General features: G+C 35.1%; 11 protein-coding genes. 6 read left to right on the top strand and 5 right to left on the bottom strand.

Annotated features, from left to right (window positions below):
* Positions 1–111: 111 nt before the first annotated feature.
* The 4 genes from HHU12_RS12905 to HHU12_RS12890 all read right to left on the bottom strand — a co-directional run bounded on the left by HHU12_RS12905 (position 112) and on the right by HHU12_RS12890 (position 4,865).
* The gene (locus HHU12_RS12905; RefSeq protein ID WP_169657160.1) at positions 112–324 is read right to left on the bottom strand and encodes a hypothetical protein; all 213 of its coding nucleotides are present in this window, start codon (positions 322–324) and stop codon (positions 112–114) included.
* A gap of 344 nt (positions 325–668) precedes the next feature.
* The gene (locus tag HHU12_RS12900) at positions 669–3,215 is read right to left on the bottom strand and encodes a TonB-dependent receptor (protein ID WP_169657159.1); all 2,547 of its coding nucleotides are present in this window, start codon (positions 3,213–3,215) and stop codon (positions 669–671) included.
* Positions 3,216–3,246: 31 nt separating this feature from the next.
* The gene (locus HHU12_RS12895) at positions 3,247–4,215 is read right to left on the bottom strand and encodes a FecR family protein (protein WP_169657158.1); all 969 of its coding nucleotides are present in this window, start codon (positions 4,213–4,215) and stop codon (positions 3,247–3,249) included.
* Between the two features lie 50 nt (positions 4,216–4,265).
* Complete coding sequence (locus tag HHU12_RS12890) at positions 4,266–4,865, bottom strand: RNA polymerase sigma factor (RefSeq protein ID WP_169657157.1); 600 nt, start codon at positions 4,863–4,865, stop codon at positions 4,266–4,268.
* Between the two features lie 747 nt (positions 4,866–5,612).
* Here HHU12_RS12890 and HHU12_RS12885 point away from each other — a divergent pair.
* Genes HHU12_RS12885 through HHU12_RS12870 form a run of 4 tightly spaced genes read left to right on the top strand, consistent with a single transcriptional unit; the run spans position 5,613 to position 11,130 of the window.
* Positions 5,613–7,997 carry a TonB-dependent receptor gene (locus HHU12_RS12885; protein WP_169657156.1) on the top strand — a complete coding sequence of 795 codons (2,385 nt, stop codon included), beginning with the start codon at positions 5,613–5,615 and terminating at the stop codon, positions 7,995–7,997.
* Between the two features lie 36 nt (positions 7,998–8,033).
* A complete protein-coding gene (locus HHU12_RS12880) occupies positions 8,034–9,269 on the top strand; it encodes a hypothetical protein (protein WP_169657155.1) in 1,236 nt (411 codons plus the stop codon).
* A gap of 53 nt (positions 9,270–9,322) precedes the next feature.
* Positions 9,323–9,940 (top strand): hypothetical protein, encoded by a 618-nt coding sequence (locus tag HHU12_RS12875; RefSeq protein WP_169657154.1) that lies wholly within the window; start codon positions 9,323–9,325, stop codon positions 9,938–9,940.
* Positions 9,940–11,130 (top strand): PepSY-associated TM helix domain-containing protein, encoded by a 1,191-nt coding sequence (locus tag HHU12_RS12870; protein WP_169657153.1) that lies wholly within the window; start codon positions 9,940–9,942, stop codon positions 11,128–11,130. Before HHU12_RS12875 ends, HHU12_RS12870 begins: the two co-directional genes overlap by 1 nt.
* 4 nt (positions 11,131–11,134) lie before the next feature.
* Here the strand turns inward: HHU12_RS12870 and HHU12_RS12865 are convergent, their stop codons facing one another.
* Positions 11,135–11,905 (bottom strand): hypothetical protein, encoded by a 771-nt coding sequence (locus tag HHU12_RS12865; protein WP_169657152.1) that lies wholly within the window; start codon positions 11,903–11,905, stop codon positions 11,135–11,137.
* A gap of 229 nt (positions 11,906–12,134) precedes the next feature.
* On the opposite strand from HHU12_RS12865, the gene HHU12_RS12860 reads away from it, so the two are divergent.
* Together HHU12_RS12860 and HHU12_RS12855 are read left to right on the top strand one after the other, a co-directional pair.
* Positions 12,135–13,130: a hypothetical protein gene (locus HHU12_RS12860; RefSeq protein ID WP_169657151.1), complete on the top strand. Its 996-nt coding sequence runs from the start codon at positions 12,135–12,137 to the stop codon at positions 13,128–13,130.
* Between the two features lie 367 nt (positions 13,131–13,497).
* The gene (locus HHU12_RS12855) at positions 13,498–14,073 is read left to right on the top strand and encodes a GLPGLI family protein (RefSeq protein WP_169657150.1); all 576 of its coding nucleotides are present in this window, start codon (positions 13,498–13,500) and stop codon (positions 14,071–14,073) included.
* The last annotated feature ends 67 nt before the right edge of the window (positions 14,074–14,140 follow it).

The raw sequence follows: 14,140 nt of genomic DNA, 5'->3' as shown, positions 1-14,140 counted from the left end.
CAGCCTAAATATATAGAAAGTGAAGCGATTGAGAAAAATTAGGGGCATAAAAAAATCTTACAACACCTAAATGCATTGTAAGATTTTTTTACATAATGCTGTTCGAGTAATTTAAACGGCTTCGTCGTAAACCATCGTATTTAATTCTTGAGCATTGTTTTCTTGTTGTACATTACCTTCTTGAGTAATTGCATAAAGCTCATCCTCTAGGAAGTAGATGTGATCTTGCATTTCATTCATGCGTCTGTTCTTGTCATAGACAGTTTTGTGTAGTTTGTCGATGTACCCTTGACTGTCAAGCAACATTTTCTTTAGACGATCCATGTAAAGACGATCAGATTCATTCCATCCCTGTTCTAGTAATGTTACTTTTCTTTTGTTTAATTCTGCCTGCGGCGAGTTTTTTGGATAGTTAATACTCTGCTTTTTCATCATTAATTTAGAATTTATAAGTAGTAAAAAATCGTACCTACACGTAAAAATAAGTAGTTATAGTCGTGTAAAAGTTTAAGCAATCATTGGACAAATAAATTGCTCAGGTATTTGATTTTTGAATAGATTAAGTAATTCACGTACTGGATTTATAATTACAAATTTAAAATGTTATACTATTTATACAAATAATTACACTTATTTATATTAATTATTTTTAACAAAAGATCTGTTTATTAAAAAATTAGGTTAAAAGATAGGTTTGGAGTGATGCCAAGCTGTGAAATGTCTGTCAGCACATACTCATAATTATTGGTGATTTCAGGGCTAATTTGCGTTACTTGACGCTCCTCTGTATTCTGCTGATTGTATAAGTCATAAATAGTAAGAACTATTTCGCCCTTCATTCTTTTTCCTATTCTAAAATTATATTCTGAAGAAAAGTCCAAGCGGTGATAGAGTGGTATATCATAAGGTTCTACATCAGATCCTTTAGGTTGTTCGTTGTTTGTACCTTGCGGTATCTGCAATAATTCATTGAAATCATAAGCCGTATTTTTCATGACCCAAGTAAAGCCAGCTTTCCATTTTTTCCTTTTATACATGCTGGCTAACTGAAGTATACTTGTTCTTTTCCTCTCAGCCTCTTTAGGTGTGTATTGTTTATTATATTGATTATAGCCGTAGCTCATGTAAAAATACCAACGCCTAGCATTGTACTCGTACATAAGATCCACTCCATAAGAATCCCCATCACCAATGTATTTGTGGAAGTAAACAGGGTTTCTAAATGTAAGGTCTGACATTTCTCCAGTACTTCTTTTATAGTAGCCTTCTATATCAAAAGCATGATTCAGCCATCTGAAAGTACCACCGCCTATAAAGTGATTGGAAGTAATGACCGGTATGTTCTCATCATCAGAAATAATCCAATAAGAATCATATGTAAGTTCATCAGAAAGTTCTCTGATAAACTGATAGTAACGTCCGGCTGAGAATTTCAAACTGAATAAATTACTGTTGCCTACGGGTAAAGTACCTTGAATTCTTGGTGCCAGATAGGTTTTGTTGCTGGGCTGATAGTACCATAATCGGCTTCCTACTGTCAACGATAATTTGTTGAGGTAGAAATTATATTGCGTATAAAGTCCCACAGACTGTGAAGAGGTGAGACTGTCTACTTGTTTCAGTAGAAAACTATTGGGTTTGATGTCTTTGTAGACAGAATAATAAGTATAAATACCGCCAACATCCAATCGACCATTTTTAAGATAAATCTGTTGATCAGAATGAAAGCTGATATCCTGCATTTTTTGTTTACTGAAAGTAGTGGTTTTTTTCAGAGGTTTGATATTAGTAGTATCTCTTCTATAGAATACCTTTTCATTTTCTCTAGTATTATCAGAATAAGTGAAATATACACTAGAGTTAAGTTTCTTAGTGTTGAGGTTCCATCCTAATGACATTGCATTATTGCTCCATTCTCGTGTATCAGAGTTGGTTTTGGGTTCAACTTGTGTGTTTCTTCTTGAAAGTTTCCTTAATGGTAAAGGAAGGTCAAAAGCGGAGTAATAATTATCTTGAGAATAGAGGTAGCTGAATGTAATATTTTGGTCTTTGTTAATCTGATAAATCATTTTAGCATTCGCATCATGATAATTAATATCAGGCTTAACGCTTTGATTGTAGATACTCACACTTTCTTCGCCATCAGAAAACTCTTTACTGTCGCCAGTTTTTAAATCTCTGTCATACAATAATCTTTCAATTGCGCCGTGATATTTTCTAAATGTACCTAATACAGCAAGTTTACCACGGATAATAGGGGTTGAAAGGTAGGCTTTATAACCCAAAAGACTGACGCCTACATTACCTTCAGTATGATAGAGCGTAGGATTTTTAAGACCTATATCTAAAATACTGGATACTCTTGCTCCATAAAGGCAGTCATAACCGCCAGGGTAAAGGGTTGCTGAGTTGGTAATATCAGGGTTTACTACACTTTGCAGACCAAAATAATGATCCAATTGATACATCGGAAATTTATCAATCAAAGTGAGGTTTTGGTCCGTTTCACCGCCTCTTACTTCCAAAGCAGATGACAAGCCAGCTGTACTTACGCCAGGCAATAATTTTAAGGCATAAAAAACATCTTCCTGATCAGAAGTGGGCAAGTTCCCAATACCAGCATTTTTTACATTTTTACCTCTACTTTGTCCATCGATTAAGGAAGTGATAGAATCAAGTTGCGTTTCATATACTAATTCTGGCAGGCTTTGCTTTTTTACACGAAGTGCAATGTCCAATGGACGAGAAGTATCTAATCCGGCTACAGGAATGGCAAGGTCTTCAAACCCAAGAAATTTTATTAAAAGCGTGTCGTTGGCAGGTACTGAAACGCTAAACTTTCCATCAACATCAGAAACCGCATATTTCTGTGTTCCTAATGATTCAATGGTAGTATAAGGCAGGGTGTTATTGTCCGTGTCGCTGACTATTCCTTTAATGTTGATTTTTTGAATTGTTCTTTTGCGGATGACTATAAACTGTTCGTCTAGAACCTCGTATTCCAGTTCACTTCCGGCTAGTGCTTGTACCAGTGCTTTTTCTAAAGTAGCTTCATCAAAATCAATATTTACTTTTTTCTCCGCCAGCAATTTCTCATTAAATGAAAAGTACACACCAAAATGATGTTCAATTTCCTTAAGTACCTTTTTGAGGGGCTGTTCGTGAAATTGGGCAGTAAAAAGCGGACCTTGTGCCCAAAGGAGTAATGGGCACAAGGTAATCAGTAAGAGTAATAAATAACTATGTTTAATAAGAGATCTCAACTTCTTTTGTCTGATTGTCTATCTTGTAATTGATATCCATGGATTTGGATATAATATCAAGGGCTTGTTCAAGGGACTTATTCGATATAGTACCCGAAAAACGCAACTTCTGAATATCCGAATTTTTATAAATAATGCGGACGTCAAACTGCCTTTGTATTTCCTTAAAGACCGTTTCCAAAGTAGCATTAGAGTATTTAAATAATCCTCTTTGCCAGTCTGGCTGACTCAGTTTATGCGTATTAGTCACAAAATTTCCATTTTTATAAACGGCTTCTTGTCCTTTCGTCAAGATCACCTGATTGCCATCATTATCCTTTACAGCCACTTTTCCGGTGTAACAGCTGACAACCCATGTTTTCTTTCTCGCCAAAATATTAAAACTAGTACCCAGCACTGTTACTGTACCCATTTCAGTATTGACTTGGAAAGTCTGTCCTTTTTCAACTTTAAAGAAGGCTTCACCTTTCAGTGAAAGATAACGTCCGGCTGTAAAACTTTCTTTGTCATAAGAGATTGAACTCTCCGCATTCAGGTTCACAGTGGAGCCATCAGGTAGTTTCACCTCATTGGTAAATCCTTTTTTGGCCATCTCCACATGATGCTGAGGGACGAAATTCCTATAATAGAAATTCACAATCAGCCCAAGTACAATCACAGCGGCACCGTATTTCCACCAAGTGTTTTTGAAGGAAATCGTTTTTGTTTTAATAGGATTATTTGAGCTGGCAATTTTCTGATCAATTATTTTCCACAGCTCATTTTCTCTCTGAGCAGAAAAATAAGGGTCTTTTACTTTTACCTGTTTTACCCAATCTTTCGCTTTATCAATATTTTCCTTTTCCTCAGGATTTTCTTCAAGGTAGTTCTTCCAAAACTCATCTTTAGAAACATCTCCTAAAACCCAAGTGACGAAATCTTTGTTCTCTATATATTTATCAATTGCAGACATCTTATTATCAGTGAGGTATATTCAGTAAAGAGCTATAAAATTGATTTGTACTATATTTCGTGGAAAAAACTTTCAATTAATTTTCCAACCACCAATATAAGTAGAGGGTCATCCATGTTATTTCTCATTTTTTTCAATGCTGAGGCTTGAACATTTCTGACAGATTGATTACTGATTTGCATGATTTCACTGACTTCTTCAGGCGTAAAACCATTGTAAAATCTTAAATAGATCACTTCCTTCTGTCTTCCGGAAAGGGTTTCCAAACATTCCAGCAGTTTGTCTTTTGTGATCTGATCCGTTTCAGAAGAAATAATTTGCTCTTCCATTGTGAAAGTAACATCAAAAGTGTCTTCGGGTACTTCTTCTGTGACGGTGGTTTTAGAATTTTTCTTCAGTTTCTCATAAATGCTCCGTTTCAAAGAAACCATCAAATATAACTTCACATTGTCAGTATCACCCAATGAAGAGCGTTTTTCCCATAATCGAAGAAAGAGATCCTGTACGCAGTCTTCTACAAGCGTCGCATCCTGACAAAAATGATAGCCATACTTGTACAATAGTTTTATGTATTGATCATAAAAGTATTTGATGGCCGAAGCATCGTTTTTTTCTTTAAGCTGTTTCCAATATTGAAGATCCTGTGACATTGAGTGAAGTGGAACTAAGATGGAGTAAAAAATACTTGAAGCATAAAATAGAGTAAGAGTGCTATTTGCTTACCAAAAAATCAATTCTACACTTGAAGAACTTAAAGCTAAGTTAATCAAATCTTTTAAGTACTTAATCTAAAATAATAAAGATGATTTCTAATTCGGGGAATAAATCCCTTTTTTAGCCTTAATAAAACTAGTAAGAGAGTAGATAAATCTCTTTTTGAATGAAGAATGAAGAGTTAAGAATGAAGAAAAAGTAGATCGTGTTGTGGTTCTAAAAGTGTTTTTTATAGTGGCTCAGTGGACGTTGCAATGCAACATTCCTACAACGAACGGTATCCATCATAAATGATATTCTACCAAAAATTGAAAGTAGGATGTAGGGATGTTGTACTACAACGTCCGCTGAACCACAGCACGAACTATTTTTCTTACCTCTTCTCTGAAAAAAATAGGGTATGAATAATCTCTTTTTATCTATTCATTTGATATGTTTTAAATCTTAGAAACATGTATTGATAGGAGAAAGACTTGTTGATAGAAAAGAGAAAAAAGAAGGTAATTCAAAAATCATTGCCTCAAGAGGAGTAATCAAGCGCTGAAATGGTGACCACGATCATCATAATAAAAAAGGGTTTCAAAATTATTGTTAATAGATGATAATAGTATTGTTTAGACTTTTTCTAAATAGTATCCTTGTGAAGTTATTTAAAATTGATCTAAATAAAAATCGCACACTGTATGATACGTCGTATCTTACTCTCTATATATATTCTGTTTTTATCGGTAACACTTTTGAGTGCTCAAGAGAGAGCACATGTTGCAGGAAAAGTAATAGATGCTCATACAAAAAAGGGTATTCCATTTTGTACAGTCCAATTGAAGGACTTGAAAAAAGGAGGGTATACTGATGCAGACGGTACATTTAAGTTACCTAAAGTTCTAGTAGGGGCACATGAGTTAGTGGTTACGCGTACTGGGTATTCGCCATTCACAAAAAATATAAATCTTACTGAAAATGGTATACTTAATATGGTTATATCATTGAAAGAGAGTGAGGTGGAGCTGGATGCAGTGATGGTGATTGGAGAGTCTGAAGAGACGAAGATGGAGAAGCAGGGCTTTGCTTCTAAGAAAATAGATACAGAAAAAGTAGCTATTCAATCTGTAGAATTAAATACATTATTGGATCAAACGTCAGGTATTAATGTTAGACAAGAAGGAGGATTAGGTTCTAGAACAAAGTACAGCATTAATGGATTAAGTGGAAATGCAGTAAGAATTTTTATTGATGGTGTGCCGATGGAATATTACGGAGCATCTTACTCTATTAATTCACTTCCTGTCAACCTGATTGAATCAATGGAAGTCTACAAAGGTGTAGTGCCTGTGACGCTAGGATCTGATGCATTGGGCGGAGCCATTAATATTAAAACAAAAAATGCGAAGAAGAATTCATTAGACTTTTCATATTCAATGGGCTCTTTCAATACACATCAAGTAGCACTGAACGGATCGCATAGAAATAAAAAGAATGGTTTCACTTTCAGAGGATCAATGTTTTATAACTATGCCGACAATGATTACGAAGTATGGGGAAAGGATGTAACGGTGGCTGACCCGAATACCGGTAGAGTTTCTGAAGTAAGAGCAAAACGTTTTAATGACGGATATGAAGCATACGGAACTAAAGTAGATGTTGGTTTTACAGATGTAAAATGGGCAGATCAATTCTTTATCAGTATGGTTTATTCTGATATGTACAAGGAAGTGCAGCATGGAGCGACAATGAATGTTCCTTTTGGAGAAAGACATTATACACAAGGTAATTTGGTACCGAGTATTTCTTATCAGAAGAAGGATTTGTTTACGAAAGGATTGGATGTGAGCTTATTCTCTTCTTATGCCATGAATTCAAGAACTTTGGTAGATACCACAAAGAATAAGTACAATTGGCATGGAGATGTGGTGGGTGAAAATCCTGCTGGTGGAGAAACAGGAAGCCCTATTCACTCGACAACAGATGAAGGAACTTTGATTAATCGCTTTAATGTTTCATATGCATTGAATGATAATAATGTCTTCAATATGAGTGGAATTGTTACAGATTATAGAAGAACAGGTTTTAATAGAACAGCTCAATTAGGGGAAGACACAAGTAATGATTATCAGAATATTTTCAAAAGTGTAATCGGCCTTTCTTACTCTAATACTGCACTGGATGGAAAGTTGAGAACAAATGTTTTTGCCAAGCAATATTCATATACTGTAGATGCGCTTTATCATACTTATAGCGGTGGGGAGTATCATCCTTTGCCAAAAGAGTCTAGTGACACCAACTATGGTTACGGCATTGCATCAAGTTATGATTTGACAGAGAAATTTACAGTACAGCTTTCTGCAGAGCAGGCGGTACGATTGCCGATGCCTGATGAGCTTTTTGGTAATGGTGCTGAAAATGGTATTTCCAATTTGGAGTTGAAACCTGAAATCAGTAAAAATTTGAATTTAGGTTTCAGGTATGGAGAAGTTTATATGGGAGATCATGCATTAACTTTCTCTACAACATTATTTTACAGAAATGTTGAAGATATGATTCAAAGAAGTGTGGATAATAGAGGAGATTATTTCTTTTATGAAAACCACCCTAAAATCATTTCCAAGGGGATAGACCTTCAAATCGATTACGATTACAATAGGAAGTTATTTTTCACCTTTTCAGGTTCTTACAATGATACAAGGTACAACAATGAGTTTACTGCCAAAGGAGAAAAAGACCATCTTTATCAAGCTCGTTTGAAAAATGCACCTTATCTGCAATTCAATACCAATATGCGTTATGATATGACTGAGTTGATTAAGTCAAAAGGGCAATTGCAAGTGTACTGGAACATGAGGTATGTTCATAAATATTATAGATACTGGGAACATATTGGTAGTGACAACAAAGATCATATTCCAACCCAGTTTGTCAATGATATTGGAGCATCTTATCGCTTCCCTCAAAATAAATTAGCGGTCAGCCTAGACATTAAAAATGTTTTTAATGAGCAAGTCTTCGACAATTTCGCTATTCAACAACCTGGAAGAGGCTTCTACTTCAAAGTAAGCTATTCCATTTTTTAAGAAACAAATTTTTAAAAGTTCATAATATAGATATAAATGAAGCTATCAACTACTTCAAAAGTTGCAGGATTGTTTGTTGCATCCGCATTATTGGGGCTTACTGCCTGTGACAAAAATGACGAACCTTCTAAAGGAGGTGACGGAAACGATAAGACTGTATTTCACGTAGCAGCAGATGTTGCAGACCCAGAAGGAGACGCGACAGTATTTATGCAACCTACAACCAATATTATTGATACAACCCTAACTTTTATCAATAATGGTTATCAAATGGAAGGCGTTCGTTCAGCAAGAGTAGCAGCTGCTGGAGGTAGAATCTATAATTTGAATTATGGTACAGGTCATATCCATGAATTAGAATATGATGGAGGAAGAAGTTACAATAAAGTTCAAACAGTAGATGTAAGTAACTGGGTGGGTGAATACCCAAGATTTGCTCCTGTAAGTGACAATCATATTTTAGCTCATAATGTTATGAGTGAAACTTCTGAAGATCAAACAAGTATTAAAGTTACTTTACAAGTAGTAAAAGTAGGTATTCCTGGTTTGGTCTTTAATGCACAAACAGATTATGTACAGCATGAGTTAGGAACTTTTAATGTTGGTGATGATTATGTATACCGTGTAGATGCTCCTGTTATCAATGGTAATAAAGTGTATTATGGTACAGGCTACAGAAAAGTAGGTGAGCCAGACGCTGAGGATACTCCTCGTCCTGAAGCTTTAGCAACATTAGTGTTGGATTGGCCTTCATTAGCTAACCCTAAAGTGGTGACAACAGTAGCATCAATTGGCGATACGTATGGTTTTAGAGGTAAATCAATGTTTGTTCATGAAAACTACGTGTATCAAATCAATATGACAACAGACGGTTCTGATGCTGTAATCACGAGGTTAGATGCTGATGGTAACTATGACCCAAGCTATGAATTTAATATCAGAGAGGTATTAGGTAAATCAGTAGGATCAGTTCACTTCCATCATGTTGGTGGCGGTAAAGGATATGTTGCATTGGATGATTTAAGCGGTGAAGAAAACTCTTACGAAATGGCTTATTTTGATGTGGCATCTAAATCAGTCGAAATTCTTTCAGAGGTTCCAAAGTCCAACATGTTCTATTACCAAAGTGGTGCTTTAGAAGGTGATGTTTACAATATCGCTGTTAGCCCAGCAGGAAGCAATGCTTATATCTGGCAATTCCAAGGCACAGATGCACAAAAAGGTGCAGAATTAGACGGTGGTAACATCTTCGTACAAGGTATTTATAAATAAATTACGATTCAGGAGGAAGACTCGTTTTTCCTCCTTCATAGATTTTTATCAAAATGAAAAAGTTTCTTTTATTACTAGCAACAGTCTCTGTTTTGTTTTCATGTGGAAATGAGAAAAAGAGAAGAGGAATCGACTTTGCAAAGCTAAAAGCGGAATTAAACCTAACTGCAGACCAAGTAGAAAAATATGATGCAATTGTCACTTCATTTGATGAGGACAGACAAAAGCAGGTCGTAGAGTTGAAAGCTTCGGGCAAAATGAGCCGTAAAGGATATATGAAAATCATGAAAACTTCTTACACAAAACAAGAAGTGGAATTGAAAGCTTTCATGAATGATGAGCAAAAAGAGGCAACTCATGAATACATCAAAAGATATATGCCAGGTCAATCTGATTATTCTGATGAGTTGAAAGCGGAAATTATCCAGACTTTAGCATTGGATTCAGCTCAAACAATCAAGTACCAAGCTGTCAACCAAGCTTTCACAAAAGCATTTAGAGATGCTCACGATCACTACCATGGTAATGGCGAAGCGGCAACAATGTACTGGAATCAGTTCAACGAAGACCGTAAAACAGCACTTCAGCAAATCTTCTCTGAAGAGCAGTTTGCTCAATACTTGGAGTTGATCAAAAAGGAAAGCTATAGAGGTCAAAACGAAAAAGGATAATGCGTCTGAAACAATCCTTATTCAGAAAAAGAAGAAAAAAGGAATCCCTTTTCAAATACATTATGTCCGTGTCACACTTGTGGCTCGGACTTTTGTCAAGTGTAGTAGTTTTTGTAGTCTGTTTTTCTGGAGCAATGTATTCCTTTAAAACGCAAATCTCAGAACTGCTTAATTATAAAGTGGTTTTCAATCAAGAGAAAACGAATACAGATTGGATTCAACCTGATCAAATTAAAACCAATTTCTTGAAAGAAGGACATCAAGTTACCAACATTATTTACCCCGCTGATTTTTCAAGAAATATTTTAGTTGCCTATCATAATCAAGAAGAAGATTATGATGGACATTATTATATACACCCAACTTCAGGAGCGATTATAGGAAGTAGTAGCCGTTCTACCGGTGCTTTTTTTGATTTAATGAAAAGCCTTCACAAAAACCTATTATTAGGTAAAGTGGGAAATCATATGGTAGGTATTTCCATTCTTATTTTTGTAGTACTGCTTGTTTCCGGATTGGTATTATGGTTTCCAAAAAATAAAAAACAATGGAAACAAGGTTTTAAAGTCAAGTGGTCTGCAAAATTGCCAAGAGTGATTTATGACCTTCATAATACACTTGGTTTTTATACTTTCCTTTTATTGTTATTTATTTCGATCACAGGATTGTATGTTTCTTATGCTTGGGTAAAAAGTACAGTGGTGGTTTCATTAGGTGGTCAGCCCGTACTGAATGCTTCCAATGCAGAGGATATGAAAAGTGAGTTGTCCAATGTTTTTGCTTCGTTTTTGGAAGAGTCAATCGACAATCAGGAGGAAAAGAAAAAGGATGCAGCTGTTTCTTTAAATGTACTTTTAGAAGACAGCGATCAGCGACTACCTTATAAAGGGATCACAACAATTCAACTTCCAACTGAAGATAACCCCCATTATCAAATCACGAAAATCAAGCAGGAAAGCATTTTCTCGGCTGTAGTCCCCGATCATGTGAAATATGGAAAAGATGGTAAGTTTAAAAAACTCATCTTATTTTCTGATCAAAGTATTGCTGACCAATTTATGGAAGTCTCTCTACCCTTACATACAGGAGAAATTCTCGGTTTGAGTGGTATCATCCTTTACTTTATTGTGACAATGATCGCTTGTTCCATGCCAGTGACAGGAATATTGATTTGGGTGAGGAAGTTATAATCATTTATTTTCTTGTTCCCAATAAATATAAAATCACTCCAGGGCCTGATTTGACTTTGTTGACTTCCCAATCATACAATTCGTGGTTTTCAACTTGTTGGATCAGGTCTTTCATTTCCTTCACAGAGTAAGTTCTGAAAGAAGAAACCACACCGTCCCATAACGCTAACAAAGGAACAATTGGAATTAAATAAGTGAAGAATAATCGGCCTAATCTAAAAGGTCTGATTAAAGGGGTGGTCAATAAAACGGTAAGTGGAGAGAAAAGCATCGCAATTACACTTGGAATACTTCTTTCCTGTGCTTCAAAAATGGCAATAGGAGCATTTTCCTTTACAGCATTCTCTAATATCTGCTTGGCATCTTCTGGTTTAAAATGGTGGAAAGATAAAAACTGCGTTCGCAATCCCTTTAAATCCGAGGGTACTTGACGGGCATCAACAGATTGATCAATAAACTCAAAATTAAGGGATTGCTCTTTTGTTCTTTGGAAGGCGGGTAAATTAGGATAGAGGTCTGTAATTAAAATTTTAAGGCCTTTCTCTTTCTTTAATAGTTCTTCATTTAACCACACCAATCCACCTCCACCACCGGAGCCCAAATCCACAATTTGTTTTTTTGGAGTATGTTCAAGTCCTTTTTCTATAATAGGGATAATAGGCTGATACATTTTTGTTTTATTGGAAAGAAACTGCAGGAAGTCGGTGGCATAGTTTCTTAAAAAAGAAGGAAGCCATTTTTGATCCTCAAATTCGAATAAATGTACTCTTTTCATTGGTGTAGTTTAGATAGAATTGGAAACGTTGATAAAAAAAGATGAAATTAATTTAAGAAAAAATCTTCGATTCTGGGCTGTTTTGGCGGTTTTTAATTTTTTTTCAAAAAAAACTAAATTTTATTGAGTACAAAAATAGAGTATCTCCCTTTCTATGAATGACACTGCAATAAAGCAGTTCAAAAAACACAAAGATAATCTATTTTAACTCTTTAAAATATCTAACGAAATGAAAGTAAGAAACATTGGAATCGGAATCGCTCTTTTATCTGTAATGGTGGCTTGTAATGACATGGATAACGGTACTTCAGCAGATGCACAGTTTTCAGGTTTAGAATTAGCTTCAGATGAAGCATCAGGTCTATCATCTAACTTAGAGGTTCAAGAATATACAGACAACCTTGCAGACGATGCAATGGAAAGAGGACTTTCAATCAGTTCATCTTCAAATACAAGATCAGTTGGAGGTGAAGAAAGACCAAAGAAAGGTAAAGGAGAGTGTGGCAAGCGTTTCCATATTAGACACTATATGGATTGTGCTGATGTTACAAAAACAGAGGAAGGAGATACAAAAACTGTAGTATTTGATTTCAGTGGTGGCACTTGTGAAAGCAAAGACGGAGAAACGGTTTCAGGTAAAGTAACTGAAGTACATACAAGAGTAGAAGGAGAAGTAAGCCACTCAACAACATTTGAGGATTTCTCTGAAAACGGAAAAGTAATCAACGGTACATCTTCAATGGAAGGAACAATTGTATTTGAAGAAGGTACTGAGGAAGATGAAAAACCAACTCCTGTTTCATCTGAAATTTCTAAAACAGTGAACTTATCGTTGTCATTTGCAGCAACAGATACAACGGAAGCTTACACAGAGCAAATTGTAAGAAATGTAGAGGTAGAGAAAATCGATGGTACTAAAACAGTAACAGGATCATTGACTGTAACAAGTTCATTGGAAGGTGAAAGTTTCTCAACAGAGATTACAGAACCATTATCATATGTAAAAGACTGCGGTGGTGAAAAGCCAGTATTTGCACCAGTTTCAGGTGTGGAAGTAATGACAAAAGGTGAGTCAACAATCACAATCAACTACGGTGACGGTACTTGTGATTACCTAGTAGATGTTACATTGTCTGATGGAACTACTGAGACAGTTGACCTTAAAGAAGCATACGACGAGTATGGTTTCAGAGGAGTAAGAATTTTAAAAAGGAGAAAAAAGTAAGCAACGCTTACAAAATTACAGTAACATAGAATGGTAAAAGTTTCAATCACGAAATTTTTTCTCATAGGGGTACCACAATGTGGTATCCTTATTTTTTTGTATTAATATTTTTAGATTTAATTGTCCTGTGTGAAGTGTTTTTGAATTTTTATTTTGTTATTCGAATTATAATTTCATAATTGCATCTACTTTAAATCAAGGCAAAACAAACTTTTTTCATTACTAATTATGTTTAAATGGGTCAATTCTAATAGAACAAAGCTTCTATTACTATTAATTTTATGTTCATGTACTTTATAGTATTTCTTATCGGATGTACTCATTACTGGTCATATTTTTTATGCTACTTACCATTCTTTAGAAATCTATGAAATATATCATTACAACTCTCCTCATTTTCTGGTCAACCTCTTTACATTCACAGATTAAAAATCATGGATTAGCAAAATTGTCCTGTAAGTACATACATTCATTTCAACCATGGCAAAATGATACAAGCAGAGTTGAAGGTGAATTTATTTTAGTACTTAATAAGAAATATTCTGAATATCAGTCTATTCAAACCTATAATAAAGAGGTTGTAATAAGTAAAGGTAAGTTAAATGACGATGATATCACCTCGCAATTAGGTCAATTTACGTCATTAGCGGGTATTATTCATAACATGCCAGAACCCAAAACAAATGATATTATTGTTACAAAAGACCATGAATCAAATGAAGTAAAAGTAGAACTAGGTTATCTATTTGTAATAAGGAATTTGTTTATAGAAGACATGTCTGATATATCATGGAATATTACTGAAGATTCTAAAATGATAAATGGCTATAAATGTTTCAAGGCAATAACCAACTATGGTTTTTATTCTATAGTAGCATGGTTTACTCCTGAACTCCCTTTTTCAGATGGACCTTATACATTTGGTGGTTTACCTGGTTTGTAACTACTCAGCAATAGGAATTTTCAACGAAGCAAGCGTTATAAAAGCCTCAAGTATACTCTCTCCTTTC

It is taken from the genome of Flammeovirga aprica JL-4 (assembly GCF_012844305.1).
Taxonomy (GTDB): domain Bacteria; phylum Bacteroidota; class Bacteroidia; order Cytophagales; family Flammeovirgaceae; genus Flammeovirga; species Flammeovirga aprica.
This window is presented reverse-complemented; position numbering and strand designations above follow the sequence as displayed.

Bases quoted from the DNA above. Each gene is read 5' to 3' on its own strand.
- HHU12_RS12880 (WP_169657155.1), top strand. From the start codon at position 8,034: ATGAAGCTATCAACTACTTCAAAAGTTGCAGGATTGTTTGTTGCATCC.
- HHU12_RS12895 (WP_169657158.1), bottom strand. From the start codon at position 4,215: ATGTCTGCAATTGATAAATATATAGAGAACAAAGATTTCGTCACTTGG.
- HHU12_RS12865 (WP_169657152.1), bottom strand. From the start codon at position 11,905: ATGAAAAGAGTACATTTATTCGAATTTGAGGATCAAAAATGGCTTCCT.
- HHU12_RS12855 (WP_169657150.1), top strand. From the start codon at position 13,498: ATGAAATATATCATTACAACTCTCCTCATTTTCTGGTCAACCTCTTTA.
- HHU12_RS12860 (WP_169657151.1), top strand. From the start codon at position 12,135: ATGAAAGTAAGAAACATTGGAATCGGAATCGCTCTTTTATCTGTAATG.
- HHU12_RS12905 (WP_169657160.1), bottom strand. From the start codon at position 324: ATGGATCGTCTAAAGAAAATGTTGCTTGACAGTCAAGGGTACATCGAC.
- HHU12_RS12875 (WP_169657154.1), top strand. From the start codon at position 9,323: ATGAAAAAGTTTCTTTTATTACTAGCAACAGTCTCTGTTTTGTTTTCA.
- HHU12_RS12890 (WP_169657157.1), bottom strand. From the start codon at position 4,865: ATGTCACAGGATCTTCAATATTGGAAACAGCTTAAAGAAAAAAACGAT.
- HHU12_RS12885 (WP_169657156.1), top strand. From the start codon at position 5,613: ATGATACGTCGTATCTTACTCTCTATATATATTCTGTTTTTATCGGTA.
- HHU12_RS12870 (WP_169657153.1), top strand. From the start codon at position 9,940: ATGCGTCTGAAACAATCCTTATTCAGAAAAAGAAGAAAAAAGGAATCC.